12 protein-coding genes are annotated in these 13,101 nt (G+C 72.5%); 7 read left to right on the top strand and 5 right to left on the bottom strand.

Features of this window, described 5'->3' with window-relative positions; genetic code table 11:
* Positions 1-168: 168 nt before the first annotated feature.
* Positions 169-2,073 (top strand): multicopper oxidase family protein, encoded by a 1,905-nt coding sequence (locus tag ACFQO7_RS21495; protein ID WP_376808019.1) that lies wholly within the window; start codon positions 169-171, stop codon positions 2,071-2,073.
* A gap of 233 nt (positions 2,074-2,306) precedes the next feature.
* Positions 2,307-2,678: a hypothetical protein gene (locus tag ACFQO7_RS21490; RefSeq protein ID WP_376808018.1), complete on the top strand. Its 372-nt coding sequence runs from the start codon at positions 2,307-2,309 to the stop codon at positions 2,676-2,678.
* A gap of 64 nt (positions 2,679-2,742) precedes the next feature.
* Here ACFQO7_RS21490 and ACFQO7_RS21485 read toward each other — a convergent pair whose 3' ends face one another.
* Complete coding sequence (locus ACFQO7_RS21485) at positions 2,743-3,132, bottom strand: hypothetical protein (RefSeq protein ID WP_376808017.1); 390 nt, start codon at positions 3,130-3,132, stop codon at positions 2,743-2,745.
* 66 nt (positions 3,133-3,198) lie between these two features.
* Positions 3,199-5,946: a cation-translocating P-type ATPase gene (locus ACFQO7_RS21480; protein ID WP_376808016.1), complete on the bottom strand. Its 2,748-nt coding sequence runs from the start codon at positions 5,944-5,946 to the stop codon at positions 3,199-3,201.
* A 234-nt stretch (positions 5,947-6,180) separates the two neighbouring features.
* Here ACFQO7_RS21480 and ACFQO7_RS21475 point away from each other — a divergent pair, with 234 nt between their 5' ends.
* Entirely contained in the window at positions 6,181-7,023 is an 843-nt protein-coding gene (locus ACFQO7_RS21475) for a S1 family peptidase (protein ID WP_376808015.1), read from the top strand.
* A gap of 123 nt (positions 7,024-7,146) precedes the next feature.
* Complete coding sequence (locus tag ACFQO7_RS21470) at positions 7,147-7,701, top strand: snapalysin family zinc-dependent metalloprotease (RefSeq protein WP_376808014.1); 555 nt, start codon at positions 7,147-7,149, stop codon at positions 7,699-7,701.
* Positions 7,702-7,780: 79 nt separating this feature from the next.
* Here the strand turns inward: ACFQO7_RS21470 and ACFQO7_RS21465 are convergent, their stop codons facing one another.
* Together ACFQO7_RS21465 and ACFQO7_RS21460 are read right to left on the bottom strand one after the other, a co-directional pair.
* Positions 7,781-8,242: a hypothetical protein gene (locus ACFQO7_RS21465; protein WP_376808013.1), complete on the bottom strand. Its 462-nt coding sequence runs from the start codon at positions 8,240-8,242 to the stop codon at positions 7,781-7,783.
* Complete coding sequence (locus tag ACFQO7_RS21460; protein WP_376808012.1) at positions 8,239-8,757, bottom strand: anthrone oxygenase family protein; 519 nt, start codon at positions 8,755-8,757, stop codon at positions 8,239-8,241. Before ACFQO7_RS21460 ends, ACFQO7_RS21465 begins: the two co-directional genes overlap by 4 nt.
* 271 nt (positions 8,758-9,028) lie before the next feature.
* Here ACFQO7_RS21460 and ACFQO7_RS21455 point away from each other — a divergent pair, with 271 nt between their 5' ends.
* On the top strand, positions 9,029-10,180 hold the full coding sequence (locus ACFQO7_RS21455) for a sensor histidine kinase (RefSeq protein WP_376808011.1): 1,152 nt from the start codon (positions 9,029-9,031) through the stop codon (positions 10,178-10,180).
* A complete protein-coding gene (locus tag ACFQO7_RS21450; RefSeq protein ID WP_376808010.1) occupies positions 10,177-10,839 on the top strand; it encodes a response regulator transcription factor in 663 nt (220 codons plus the stop codon). Before ACFQO7_RS21455 ends, ACFQO7_RS21450 begins: the two co-directional genes overlap by 4 nt.
* A 5-nt stretch (positions 10,840-10,844) precedes the next feature.
* Here ACFQO7_RS21450 and ACFQO7_RS21445 read toward each other — a convergent pair whose 3' ends face one another.
* On the bottom strand, positions 10,845-11,543 hold the full coding sequence (locus ACFQO7_RS21445; protein ID WP_376808009.1) for a copper homeostasis protein CutC: 699 nt from the start codon (positions 11,541-11,543) through the stop codon (positions 10,845-10,847).
* 86 nt (positions 11,544-11,629) lie between these two features.
* Here ACFQO7_RS21445 and ACFQO7_RS21440 point away from each other — a divergent pair, with 86 nt between their 5' ends.
* A complete protein-coding gene (locus tag ACFQO7_RS21440) occupies positions 11,630-13,087 on the top strand; it encodes a M81 family metallopeptidase (RefSeq protein WP_376808008.1) in 1,458 nt (485 codons plus the stop codon).
* Positions 13,088-13,101 lie beyond the last annotated feature (14 nt).

Genomic DNA, 13,101 nt, shown 5'->3' with positions numbered 1-13,101 from the left:
GTGCTCCCGGTGCGACGACCGCGCCGGGAGCACGGTTCTCGGCTCGTTTCCCAAGGTCGACTTGTTCGTTCCTCCTGGCAGACGTCACCCGCTGGGGTGACGGGCGGCGCGCGTGAGCAGCTCCGCCACCGTTCCGGGAGCGCCGCGGCCGCGGCGGAAGGTGTGGACATGGTCGACCGCAGGCGGGTTCTTCAGGCGACGGCGGCCATCGGCGCCGCCACGGTGCTGTCCCAGCAGGGCGGCTGGGCCTGGGCGGCGAGAGAGGGCCGCGCGGGCACGCTGAATCCGAAGAGGATCCGCAAGTACGTCACGCCGCTCACGGTGCCGCAGGCGATGTCGCCCGCGCGCGACGAGGCGGGCGGCCCGGCCCACTACCGGATCGGCGTACGCCAGTTCCGCCAGCAGATCCTGCCCCAGGGCCTGCCCCGCACGACCGTGTGGGGCTACGGGGACGTGTCGAAGCCACGCGCCTTCCGCAGCCCGTCGGGCACCATCGAGGCGAGTGTGGACCGCCCGGTGCGGGTGACCTGGGTCAACGAGCTCGTCGACGCCGCCGGTGACTTCCGTCCGCACCTGCTGGCGGTGGACCCGACGCTGCACTGGGCCAACCCGCCGGGCGGCCGCTCCGGCCGCGACACCCGGCCCACGTTCGCCTCGACGCCGGGCCCCTACCGGGGGCCGGTGCCGATCGTCACGCACCTGCACGGCGGACGCTCGCTGCAGGACAGCTGCGGCTACCCGGAAGCCTGGTACCTGCCCATGGCGCGGAACATCCCCCGCGGCCACGCCACCGTCGGCACCTACTACGACGAGTTCGGCGCGGAGTTCGCCCAGCGCCACGGTGACACCTGGCAGCCGGGCTCGGCGACGTTCCACTACGGCAACGACCAGCGCGCGGCGACGCTCTGGTATCACGACCACGCCCTCGGCATGACCCGCGTCAACGTGTACGCCGGCCTGTCCGGCTTCTACCTGCTGCGCGGCGGCTCCGCCGACCTGCCGCCGGGCGTGCTTCCGGGGCCCGCGCCCAGGCCGGGCGACCGGCCCGGCACCCGCTACTACGAGATCCCGCTCATGGTGCAGGACCGCTCCTTCGACAAGGACGGCTCCCTGTTCTACCCGGACAGCCGCGCCTTCACCGACGGCGCTGGACCGTACATCCCGGACGGCCCGTTCCCGCCGATCTGGAACCCGGCGTTCCTCGCCGACACCATGACGGTCAACGGCAGCACCTGGCCGGTGCTGGAGGTCGAACCGCGCCGCTACCGGCTGCGCCTGCTCAACGGCTGCAACAGCCGGGTACTGATCATGAAGATCGTCACCGATCCACTGGCGCACCGGCCCGTCTCACCGGCACTGCCCCTCTGGCAGATCGGCAACGACGGCGGTTTCCTGCCCGAGCCGGTGTCGCAGCGGCAACTGCTGCTCGGCCCGGCCGAACGCGCCGACGTCATCGTCGACTTCACGGGGCTTCGCGAGGGCACCGAGCTGTATCTGATCAACGAGGGTCCGGACAAGCTCTGCGGTGACGACTTCGATCCGTCGAACACGGCCACCACCGGCCAGATCATGAAGTTCACGGTCGGGCGGCTGACCGGCAAGGACCGCAGCGTGCCGCCCGAGCAGCTGGACCTGCCCCGGATCAGGCCGCTCGGCCGGGCGTCCAGGACCCGCCGGCTGGCCCTGGACGAGCAGCTGGGGCACGACCACTCGGTCAAGATGATGCTCTGCACCATCGACGAGCACGGGCAGGCGGTCCCGAAGCACTGGCACGACCCGATCACCGAGCAGCCCGCCCTGCACGCCACGGAGGTCTGGGAGCTGCACAACTGGAGCGCCCACGCCCACCCCGTGCACCTGCACGTGGTGCAGTTCGAGGTCCTCGGCCGGGGCAAGGACGGCAACCAGCCGCCGCGGGCGGGCGACCGCGGCCTGAAGGACACCGTGCTCACCTTCCCGGGCGAGATCACCCGTGTGAAGGCGACATTCGACCTCGCCGGCCGTTACGTCTGGCACTGCCACCTGCTCGAACACGAGGACAACGACATGATGCGCCCGTTCCGGGTGGGCTGATCGCCCACCCGGTGGCCATGTCGACCGTCGGCGCGCGCCTGGACGCGGGCGCCGACGGTCGCCGCAGCGTACGTGCCACCTGACCACCGCACACACGGCCGTCAGCCACATAGCAGATAACCACCTACCAGGCATTATTCACTCATGTGACTGCCCTACCTTTGACAGACACATCGGGCCTACGGTGGAGTGACGGAAGGTAATCAGACCTGCCCGTAGCGCTGGAGGTCGTCATGCGTCGCCTGCTCACCACCGCCGCCCTGACCACGGGGCTGGTACTCCTCGCCTCGCCCGCCTACGCGTTCGCCCACAACAGAGTCGTCAACCCGTGGGCGCACACCATCCTGGACGTACTCACCCTGGCCGTCGTGCTGTCACCCATCGCGACCGCGTTCACGTGGGGCACCCAGCACCGCGGCCGGATGCTCGCCCTGATCGCGCTCGTACAGCTGCCGGTCGCGATCATCGCGTTCGTCCCGATCCTCAACCCGGCTCTGCACGCGGCCCTGCTGGTGGCCGCGCTGGCACTGACCGGCACATCACTGTGGCTGGTCCGCCGCCACGCCGCGGCCCCCGCGGTCGCAGCGGCCACGGTCACCGAGTAGCCCGCCGGCTACTCGCCCGCGCTGCTCTCCTTCCCCCGGGCAGCGCCCCGCGGCCCGCCGGCCTTCACGGCCTGCGGGCCGCAGTCGTGTGGTCCGTCCACGACCCGTCGGCGGCCCGCACCCGCAGCCCGACGACCCGGTCGGCGTCGCGTACGAAGTCGACGTCGGGGCAGCCGTCCACGACCGGACCCCAGCCCTCGTCGTCGGCCGACACGGTGTGCGAGCGGCAGTGCTTCTCGTCGACGTAGCCCCAGGCCATCAGCAGGTCCCGGCCCGCCAGCGTGTAGTGGCCGACGCTGGCCAGCCGCCCGTCCGGCAGGCTGCACCGGTAGAAGCGGGCGGCCAGGTCCGGCACGGCGACGCCGTCCAGCTCGGCCTCCTCGGCGGTGCGGTGCAGCCGGTACTGGTCGAGGTCGGGCAGCCGCTGCGCGGCGATCGCCTGCGTGATGGTCATGCCGTGCTCAACGACGCGACCACCCGGACGCTGCGACCCGGGCGGTGTTTCGGCTGTTCGCAGGGGCTATGCGGAGGCGGGTACCGGCTCGGCGCGCTGCTGCGGGCTTTGGCGGGCGCGCCGGCGAAGCACCACCTTGATCAGCTCCTCCACGATGAGCAGGGTCAGCGCGAGCCCGATGCAGACCAGCCACTGGTTGAGGCTGAGCCCGGTGGTGCCGAAGATGCGCTCCAGCGGGTCGAGCAGGGTGACCGCGAGGATCGCCAGCAGGGCGAAGCCGTACCGGCGCAGTTGGGCGATCCCGGGGATCGCGTCCCGGTCGAAGATCGTGCCGACCTGGTCACGCGACAGCAGCCCGCCGACCAGATGGAACAGCGACAACGTGGTCAGCAGCATGGTCGCCCCGAGCACCGATCCGCCATGGGCATCGCCGACCTGGTATGCCGCCAGCGACCCGACGGTCATCACCGCGCCCTGCACGCACAGCCGCACCCAGTTGGCCCTGGACAGCACCGGGGCGCCGACCGGCCGCGGCGCGTGCCGCATCAGGCCCGACCTCGGCTGGTCGAACCCCAGCGCGATCGCGATCGGGACGTCGATGACCATGTTCAGCCACAGGATCTGCAGCGGGTTCAGCGGCTGCCCGGCGGCGATGTTCAGGATGCCCGCACAGAGGAAGATCGCGATGTACGCGACCAGGGTCGACATCTGGAACCGCAGGTACTTGAGCAGGTTGTCGTAGAGGCCACGGCCGTACTCGACGGCCTTGACGATGGTGGCGAAGTTGTCGTCGGTGAGGATCATGACGGCGGCCTCCTTGGAGACCTCCGTGCCGGTGATGCCCATCGCCACGCCGATGTCGGCGGCCTTGAGGGCCGGGGCGTCGTTGACCCCGTCGCCGGTCATCGCCACGATGTTGCCGCTGGTTTTGAGCAGCCGCACCAGCCGCAGCTTGTCCTCCGGCGCGACCCGGGCGATCACCCCGATGTCGGGCAGCTGGGCGAGCAGTTCGTCGTCGCTCAGATTGGCGAACTCGGTGCCGGTGACCGCGCGGCCTTCGATACCCAGTTCCTTGGCGATCGCGGCGGCGGTCGTCGCGTGGTCGCCAGTGATCATCCGGACCCGGATGCCCGCGGCGCGACACTCCGCGATCGCTGCCTTCGCCTCCGCCCGGGGCGGGTCGACGATGCCGACCATCGCCAGCAGCGTCAGGTCCCGGACCTGCTCGATCAGGTTCGCCGACGGGTCGAACCCGGCCGGGTCGAAGTCGCGCTGGGCGACCACCATGACCCGTTCTCCGGCGGCGGCGATGCGGTCGTTGGCGTCGGAGGCCAGCTGCCGGTTGTCGTCGGTGACCGCGACGATCGTGCCGTCGGGCTCACGATACGAGGTCGCCCGGCTGATCAGCACGTCCGGGGCGCCCTTGACGTAGCAGCGGACCACCGGCCTGCCGCCGTCCCCGGTCATCCGGTGGAACGTGGCCATGAACTTGTAGTCGGAGTCGAACGGCACCTCCGCGATTCGCGGGTACGCCGCGCGGGTCTGCGCGATGTCCAGCCCGCCCTTGGCGCCCAGCACGATCAGCGCGCCCTCGGTCGGGTCGCCGATCAGGCTGTCGCCGTCGAGCACCGCGTCGGCGCACAGCACCATCGGCAGCAGGTACGGGTCCAGGTCGAAGCGCTCGCCGCCGACGTGCTTGATCTCGCCGTCGGTGCGGTAGCCCTCGCCGGTGACCGTGAACCGGTTGCGGCCGGGGATCGCCAGCTCGCGGGCCGTCATCTTGTTCAAAGTCAGCGTGCCCGTCTTGTCGGAGCAGATCACCGAGGTCGAGCCGAGGGTCTCCACCGCGGGCAGGCGCTTGACGATGGCGTTGCGCTGGGCGATCTCCCGGGTGCCGATGGACAGCAGCGCCGTGACCACGGCGGGCAGGCCGGTCGGGATCGCCGCCACGGCCAGCGCCACACCGGTGATGAACAGGGTGTTGAACGACTCGCCCCGGGCCAGGCCCAGCAGGACGACCAGCACCAGGGCGATGCCCGCGATCGTCGCGATGATCTTCGAGAGGCTGTCCAGCTGCTTCTGCAGCGGCGTCTTGTCGGCTTCCGTGCCGGCCAGCAGGTGCGCGATGTGGCCGATCTCGGTGCCCATCCCGGTATCGGTCACGATCATCTCGCCGCGGCCGCGGGTCACCGAGGTGTTCATGTACGCGACGCTGACCCGGTCGCCCAGCGGCACGTCGGTCCCGGGGACCGGGTCGGCGGTCTTGGCGACCGGCAGGCTCTCGCCGGTCAGCGCGGCCTCCTCGATCTCCAGCGTCGCCGCGACCGCGATCCGGCCGTCGGCGGGCACCCGGTTGCCGGCCTCCATCAGCACGATGTCACCGGGGACCAGCTGCTCCGCGTCGATCTCGACGGCCTGACCGTCCCGGCGCACCCGGGCCACGGTCTTGAGCATCTGCGCCAGCGCCCGCACGCTCTCCTCGGCCTTGGCCTCCTGGCGCAGGCCGACGACGGCGTTGAACACGGTCAGGCCGACCAGCACCAGGGTGGTGCCCCACTCGCGGGTGACGAGCTGGTTCACCACGGCGGCGGTCAGCAGCACGATCTGCATGAAGTCGCGGTACTGGCGCACGAACGCCGCCAGCGCCGACTCCTTCTTACCGGCGGCGAGCCGGTTCGGGCCGTGTTTCGCGAGCCGCTCGGCGGCCTGCGCGGCGGTCAGCCCGCGTTCGGGCTGCACCTCGAACGCCTGGGCGACGTCGGCGGCGGTGCGGCCGTACCACGGTGTCGTGTTGCCTGGTCCGGCCCCGTCCATGGTCGCTCGCTTCCTAACGACCTGGCCGCACAGGCTCCGCAAGCGCCGGAACACCGCGCTGGGACACCATAGGCGGCCTACTGATGCAAAACACTATATTTCCGGCGTCCACAGCGAGTGCCCGATATGCGAAAACCGCGGCTCGCGGCTCGATCAGGTCGGCGGCTCGTTGCAGTTCGATGACTATCGATGTCATTCTGTACCCCCCCCCCGTCCACAGACCCCGGAGACGCCATGAGAAGCACCTTCCGCCTCGCCGTCGCGGCCGTCGCGCTGCTGGCGGCGACAGCCACTGCCACCCCCGCAGTCGCCGCACCCGGAGCAGGGACCCCGCTCCAGTCGGCCGTGGCACAGACCCCCGGCACCGCCTGGACCGTCGACCCGGTCACCGGGCGGACGACCGTGACGCTCGACGACACGGTCACCGAGCAGCAGGCCACGCGGCTGCGCGACGGCCTGCGCGGCGCGAACGTCGACGTGCGCCGCGAGCCCGGCCGTCTGCGCACCCTGCTGGCCGGCGGCGACGCGATCTACGGCAGCACGTCGCGCTGCTCGCTGGGCGCGAACGCGCGCCGCGGCACCACCTACTACCTGATCACGGCCGGGCACTGCACGAACAGCTCCGCCAACTGGTGGACCAACAGTGCCCGCACCATCGCGATCGGCGTGCGGACGGCGAGCAGCTTCCCGACCAACGACTACGGCCTGGTCCGGTACACGAGCACGCTGAGCCATCCCAGCGCCGTCAACACCTATCCCGGCCTGCTGCAGCTGTACGGGACCGGCAGCGCGTACGTCGGCCAGGCGGTCTGCCGCAGCGGTGCGACCACCGGCGTACGCTGCGGCACGGTGACCGCCCTGAACGCCACGGTCAACTACGCCGAGGGCACCGTGACGGGCCTGATCAGGACGAACATCTGCGCCGAGCCCGGGGACAGCGGCGGCCCGCTCTACACCTCCGGCGGGATCATCCTGGGCATCCTGTCCGGCGGCACCGGCAACTGCACCACCGGCGGCACGACCTACTACCAGCCCATCGGCGAGATCCTCGCGGCATACGGCCTGACCATCCCCTGATCCGGCGCGGAATCCCTGCCCCGGCCGGACGAGCCGGGGCAGGTCCGTTTCGCCGCCCGCGAAAAGGTGCCAGGATCACATCCACAGATTGAAGTATTTCACTCGATGCGCCAAGGTGTGCGCATGAGATCTCACCTCGCGCGGATCGCCGCGGCCACCCTCGCCGCCCTCGCGATCACCGTGTCCAGCCAGCTTCTCGGCAGCTCCGCCGCCACCGCGGCCCCCGCACCCGCCGCCGTACGCGTGCTCTACTACGACGCGAGCCAGGCCGCCGAGTTCGTCAACGTCGTGCACCAGGGCGCGGCCAACTGGAACGCCCGGGTCACCAACGTACGCCTGGAGCGCTGGACCTCCGGCCGCCCGCTCAACATCCGCGTCTACGCCGACAACAACTGGCCGCGCGCCTACGTCAACTCCCTGGGCAACGGCACCGTCTACATGGGCCGCCAGGCCACCGCCGAGGGCCACAACCCCACCCGCATCGCCGCCCATGAACTGGGCCACATCCTCGGCCTGCCCGACCGGCGCACCGGCGTCTGCTCCGAGCTGATGTCCGGCAGCAGCGCCGGCACCTCCTGCACCAGCGCCTTCCCCAACGCGCAGGAGATCACCAAGGTCAACAACCTGTTCGCGAGCGGCGCGCTGGTCACCGCCGGCTGGCGCGAAGACCGCGCCTGACGGAGCATCGCCTTCGGTCGCCGTCAGCGGGGACGACAGAGCTTCGAACGCGCTCCGCCGTCCCCGCGCACGGTTTCGTTCACGGAGCCGCGTGCCGGTCGCGAGCCGGCAGGAGACGGCACAGCAGCGCCGCCACCGCTCCCACCAGCACGCCCACGACCACACCAGTGGCGAGGCTCGACACGGCCGCGGCAGCCCTGAGCAGGACTTCCTGCACGGCCGGAGCGACGTCGGCGAGGTTGCCGCCCAGCGACGGAGCAGCCCCGCCGAACGCGGCGTCCCACAGCAGCTGGTGCCCGGCCGCGAGGAACACTCCGTAGAACGCGCCGATCACCACGACGGTCAGGAACGGGCGCGGCGGGCGCCGCCACAGCACGGCCGCGATCCAGATGGCGAGCGGCCCGAACACGAGCAGCGCGTTCACCGGCGTCCCTTCCTGGATCAGGTCCAGGTCGTGCAGGACGACCCGCGGCGCGGCCAGGGCGGCCAACCCGACCAGCACCGGCCACGGGAACCCGAGCTGGCGCACCCCACCGGTCATCGCGCACCGCCGGCGGCGGTCGGCGGGGCGGTGCGGGCCCAGCGCAGCAGCGCGGTGAACGCGAGCACCGCGGTCACGGCCCCGCCCGCCACGCGTACCCAGTGGCCGGCGACGAATTCCGCGGCGACCTTGCGCAGCTCGTCGGCGCTGTGCGTGCCGAGCGGGTCGACGAACATGATCTCGTTGCGGGGCCAGAAGAACACGGCGGAGAACACGAACTCGCAGAGGAAGAACGTCGCCGCGGCGGCCGCGATCCACCAGCGCAGCCGCGGATTCCTCCAGGTCAGCAGGAGTGCGGCGACACTGCAGACGACCACCCCGGCCCCCAGCGGCGGGAAGTAGTCGCTCGGGCCGCCCGCGATGACGAACTCGCGGGCGCGCTCCAGCGAGGCGGGCGGGTCGACGAAGATGTTCGGGTACAGCATCACCGTCTCGGCGGCGACACCGCCGAACGACAGCATCGACGTCCAGACCAGCGCGATCAGCGCGACCCAGGTCAGCCGGGTCAGGTTCATAGGGGTTTCTCCTCCGGGGTTCACCGCGCCGGCCCGGCGCGGTGGTCAAGGTCGCCGACGACGCTAGGCCGCGCGCCGGGCCGCGTCTGCCGCCTGCGAGCGCGATCCGGGGTCGCTTCCGGCCGTACGCCGCCCCGCGCCCGGCCCACCTGACCAGCGCGTCGGCTCCGGGGGGCGACGCAGGCCCGATCGCTTTCCGGCGTACACCCGTGCCCGCAGGTGTCGCCTCCGGGAGACAGCGCCGGGGCCTGCGGCGATCTAGGCTCGGAAGGTGCCCGGCCACCGACCGACCCGTATCGACACGCTCCTGGCCATCGGCACGTTCGCACTGGTCGCGGCTGCCGTGGCCACCCACGGCGGCACGCCCGCGCAACTGGCCGCGGGCTACCTGGCCGCCGCCGGGTTCGGGGCGCTGCCGCTGCTCGCCCGCCGCCACCCGGTGCCGGTGCTCGCCGCCACGGCGGCCGGGGTCGTCGTCTACTACATGCTCGACCTGGCACCGGTCGGCCTGGCCGTGCACACCGGCGCGGTGCTGTACGTCGCCGCCGACGCCGGACGGGTCCGGGCCGGGTCCGTCATGGCGGCCGCGCTGCTGGCCGCGTCGATCGCGGCGCGGCTGGCCGAGGGCGACGACCCGTCGATCGTGCTCGGCGTCGACCTCGGCTCGCAGGGCGCGCTGATGGCGGCCGTGCTCGCGCTCGGCGACGCGGTGCGCAGCAGGCGGGCGCTGCGCGCCGAACTGGCCCGGCAGGCCGCGGCCGCCGCCGACGAGCGCCACGCCGAGGCGGCCCGGCAGGTGGAGGCCGAACGGCTGCGTATCGCCCGCGAGGTCCACGACACCCTCGGCCACGCCGTCTCCGTGGTGACCCTGCAGTCGGCGGTGGCGCAGGAGGCGCTGGCCGACGACGCGAAGGACGACGCCCTCACGGCCCTGGCCGCGATCCGCGCCGCGGGCGGCAGCGCCATGTCCGAACTGCGCGCCACCCTCGGCACGCTGCGCCGGGACACCGGTCCACGGCACCCCGACCCGGGCGTCGGCGACCTGCCTGCCCTCGTCGACGGCGTCCGCGGCGGCGGCCTGCCCGTGGAGCTGCACGTCGACGGGGACCTGCGGGCCTTGCCCGCGGTGGTCGGCACGACCGCGTACCGGGTGGTCCAGGAGGCGCTGACCAATGTGCTGCGCCACGCGCGAGCCACGAAAGCACAGGTCCGCGTCATCGTGAGCCGTACCGTGCTGTCCGTGGACGTCCTCGACGACGGTCGCGGCCCCGACCCGCACGGCCGCCACGACGAGCACGGCTACGGCCTGCGCGGCATGTCCGAACGCGTCACGCTGCTCGGCGGCACCCTCGACGCCGGCCCGGCGGAGGCGGGCGGTTTCCGGGTCCACGCCGAGCTGCCGCTGCCGGGAGGCCCGCGATGAGCGAACTGCGGGTAGTGCTCGTGGACGACCAGCACCTCATCCGCACCGGGCTGCGGGCCGTGCTGGAACGCGCACCCGACATCACCGTCGTCGGCGAGGCGGGCGACGGCGCCGCGGCGGTGGACGTGGTGCGCGACCGGCAGCCCGACGTGGTGCTCATGGACGTGCGGATGCCCGGCCTCGACGGGATCGAGGCCACCCGCCGCATCCTGGCCGATCCGCGCCTGTCCCGGGTCCACGTCGTCATGCTGACCACGTTCGACGACGACGAGTACCTGTTCGAGGCGATCCGCGCGGGGGCGGCCGGGTTCCTGCTCAAGGACACCACGCCCGACGCGCTGCGGGACGCGGTGCGCACCGTCGCCGGCGGGGACGCGCTACTGTCGCCCGCGGTCACCCGCCGGGTGCTCGACGCCGCCGCACGCACCCCGGTCCAGGACGAGGCCCGGCTGGCCAAGCTCACCGAACGCGAACGCGACGTGCTCGCACAGGTCGGCACCGGCCGCTCGAACGCCGAGATCGGTGCGGCGCTGCACCTGAGCCCCGACACCGCCCGCACCTACGTCAGCCGCCTGCTCGCCAAGCTCGACGCCCGCGACCGGGCGCAGCTCGTCGTCATCGCGTACGAGACCGGCCTGGTCCGCCCCGGCGCGCGCTGAGCCGGTCAGGCCGCGCGGACGGCGTCCACGACCCGGCGCACCTCGTCGGCGTCGGTGGCCTCGCGGCCGTCGCGAACCACAGGTGCGCGCAGGTGCAGTTCCCGCGCCCCGGTCGCGGCGAGCACCTGCCGGACGTTGTGCGAGCGGATGCCGCCCGCGGCGATGACGCGCAGCCGGTCGCCGGCCCGTTCCCGCAGCGCGGCGATGCGCGCGGAGCCCTCGACGGCGGTGGGTGCCGCACCGGAGGTGAGGACCGCGTCGGCGCCGAGTTCGATGATCTCGTCGAGCGCCCTGAGCTGGTCGTCGATCTCGTCGAAGGCCTTGTGCACGGTCACCGGCAGCGGCCCGGCCGCTTCGATCAGGCGACGCAGGACGGGCAGGTCGAGGCCGCCGCCGTCGGTGAGGGCCCCGACGACCACGCCGAGCGCCAGCCCGTGCGGGTTGGGCAGGGCGCGCAGTGCCGCGATGTCGGCGAGCATGACCTGCTCCTCGACCTCGCTCACCCGGAAGTCGCCGCCCCGGGGCCGGACCATGACCCGCAGCCCCGCGTGCCGCAGCGTGCGCAGAGCGATCTCGACAGCGCCCAGGCTCGGGGTGGTGCCGCCCTGGCCGAGATCGGCACACAGTTCCAGCCGGTCCGCTCCGGCGGCCTCCGCCACCAGCGCGGTCGGCACGTCGCTCACGCAGATCTCCACCGTGGTCACGCGGAAGAACCTACCGCCGGTGCCGGAAGCGGGCGGAAGGGTGCCCTTGCCATTTCGACTGCTTTCAGCAGCTATGATCAAAAACCATGTTCCACCCCCTGCGTATCGCCATCGGCGGCATCCACATCGAGTCCAGCACGTTCTCCCCGCACCTGAGCACCGCTGCCGACTTCGAGGTCACCCGCGGCGACGCGCTGCTGGCGCGATACGACTGGCTCGCACAGCCGTGGGCCGCCGACGTCGAGTGGATCCCGCTCGTGCACGCCCGCGCCCTGCCCGGCGGCGCGGTGGAGCCGGCGGCGTACGAGGCCTGGGCTGCCGAGATCGCCGAGCGGCTCACCGCGGCGGGCCCGCTGGACGGCATGCTGCTCGACTTCCACGGCGCGATGAGCGTCGTCGGCCGCGACGACGCCGAAGGCGACCTGATCACCACCATCCGCTCGGTGCTCGGCCCGCAGCCGTACGTGTCGGCGGCGATGGACCTGCACGGCAACGTCTCCCCGGTGCTGTTCGACGGCTGCGACCTGCTCACCTGCTACCGGACCGCCCCGCACGTCGACGTGTGGGAGACCCGCGAGCGCGCCGCGCGCAACCTGGTGCAGGCGCTGCGCAGCGGGCAGCGGCCGCACAAGGCACTGGTGCACGTGCCGATCCTGCTGCCCGGCGAGATGACCAGCACCCGTGAGGAGCCGGCGCGCGGGCTCTACGCGAGGATCCCGGAGATCGAGTCCCGCGACGGCGTCATCGACGCGGCGATCTGGATCGGGTACGCCTGGGCCGACCAGGCCCGCTGCCAGGGCGCGGTCGTGGTCACCGGCACCGACGCCACGGCGGCCGCCGACGCGGCCCGCGAACTCGGCGGGCACTTCTGGGCCGCGCGCGACGACTTCGCGTTCGTCGCCCCGACCGGCACCATGGACGAGTGCCTCGACGTCGGGCTGGCCGCCGGCCCGGCCCGGCGGCCGTTCTTCATCAGCGACTCCGGCGACAACCCGGGGGCCGGTGGCGCGGACGACGTGACCTTCGCGCTGGAGCGGATGCTGGCCCGGCCGGAGATCCGCGACGGCGCACGCCGGGCCGTGTTCGCGTCGCTGGTGGATCCGCGGGCTGTCGCGCAGGTCGCGGACCTGCCGGTCGGCTCGGCGGTGCGGGTGACGGCCGGCGGGCGCATCGATGCCCGCGAGCCGGGTCCGCTCCTGCTGGACGGGGTCCTGGAGGCGGTCGCCGACGATCCCGACGGCGGGCGGTGCGTCAGCGTGCGCGTGGGCGGGCTCAGCGTCTTCGTCACGTCGCGGCGGATGCAGTACCGGTTGCTGGAGTCGTACGCCCGGCTGGGGGTCGCGGTCGACGCCGTGGACGTGGTCGTCGTGAAGATCGGCTATCTGGAGCCCGAGCTGTTCGACGCGGCGGGCGACTGGCTGCTCGCGCTGACCCCGGGCGGCGTGGACCAGGATCTCGCCCGGCTGCCGTACCGCAATGTGGTCCGGCCGATGTTCCCCCTGGACCGCGACTTCACCGCCGACCTCACCGTCGTGACCGGCTGACCTGCCCGGCGAGG

The organism is Catellatospora aurea, assembly GCF_042663325.1.
Lineage (GTDB): Bacteria > Actinomycetota > Actinomycetes > Mycobacteriales > Micromonosporaceae > Catellatospora > Catellatospora aurea.
This window is presented reverse-complemented; position numbering and strand designations above follow the sequence as displayed.

Excerpts from the sequence above, each read along its gene's own strand:
- ACFQO7_RS21495 (WP_376808019.1), top strand. The coding sequence starts at position 169 with ATGGTCGACCGCAGGCGGGTTCTTCAGGCGACGGCGGCCATCGGCGCC.
- ACFQO7_RS21490 (WP_376808018.1), top strand. The coding sequence starts at position 2,307 with ATGCGTCGCCTGCTCACCACCGCCGCCCTGACCACGGGGCTGGTACTC.
- ACFQO7_RS21485 (WP_376808017.1), bottom strand. The coding sequence starts at position 3,132 with ATGACCATCACGCAGGCGATCGCCGCGCAGCGGCTGCCCGACCTCGAC.
- ACFQO7_RS21480 (WP_376808016.1), bottom strand. The coding sequence starts at position 5,946 with ATGGACGGGGCCGGACCAGGCAACACGACACCGTGGTACGGCCGCACC.
- ACFQO7_RS21475 (WP_376808015.1), top strand. The coding sequence starts at position 6,181 with ATGAGAAGCACCTTCCGCCTCGCCGTCGCGGCCGTCGCGCTGCTGGCG.
- ACFQO7_RS21470 (WP_376808014.1), top strand. The coding sequence starts at position 7,147 with ATGAGATCTCACCTCGCGCGGATCGCCGCGGCCACCCTCGCCGCCCTC.
- ACFQO7_RS21465 (WP_376808013.1), bottom strand. The coding sequence starts at position 8,242 with ATGACCGGTGGGGTGCGCCAGCTCGGGTTCCCGTGGCCGGTGCTGGTC.
- ACFQO7_RS21460 (WP_376808012.1), bottom strand. The coding sequence starts at position 8,757 with ATGAACCTGACCCGGCTGACCTGGGTCGCGCTGATCGCGCTGGTCTGG.
- ACFQO7_RS21450 (WP_376808010.1), top strand. The coding sequence starts at position 10,177 with ATGAGCGAACTGCGGGTAGTGCTCGTGGACGACCAGCACCTCATCCGC.
- ACFQO7_RS21440 (WP_376808008.1), top strand. The coding sequence starts at position 11,630 with ATGTTCCACCCCCTGCGTATCGCCATCGGCGGCATCCACATCGAGTCC.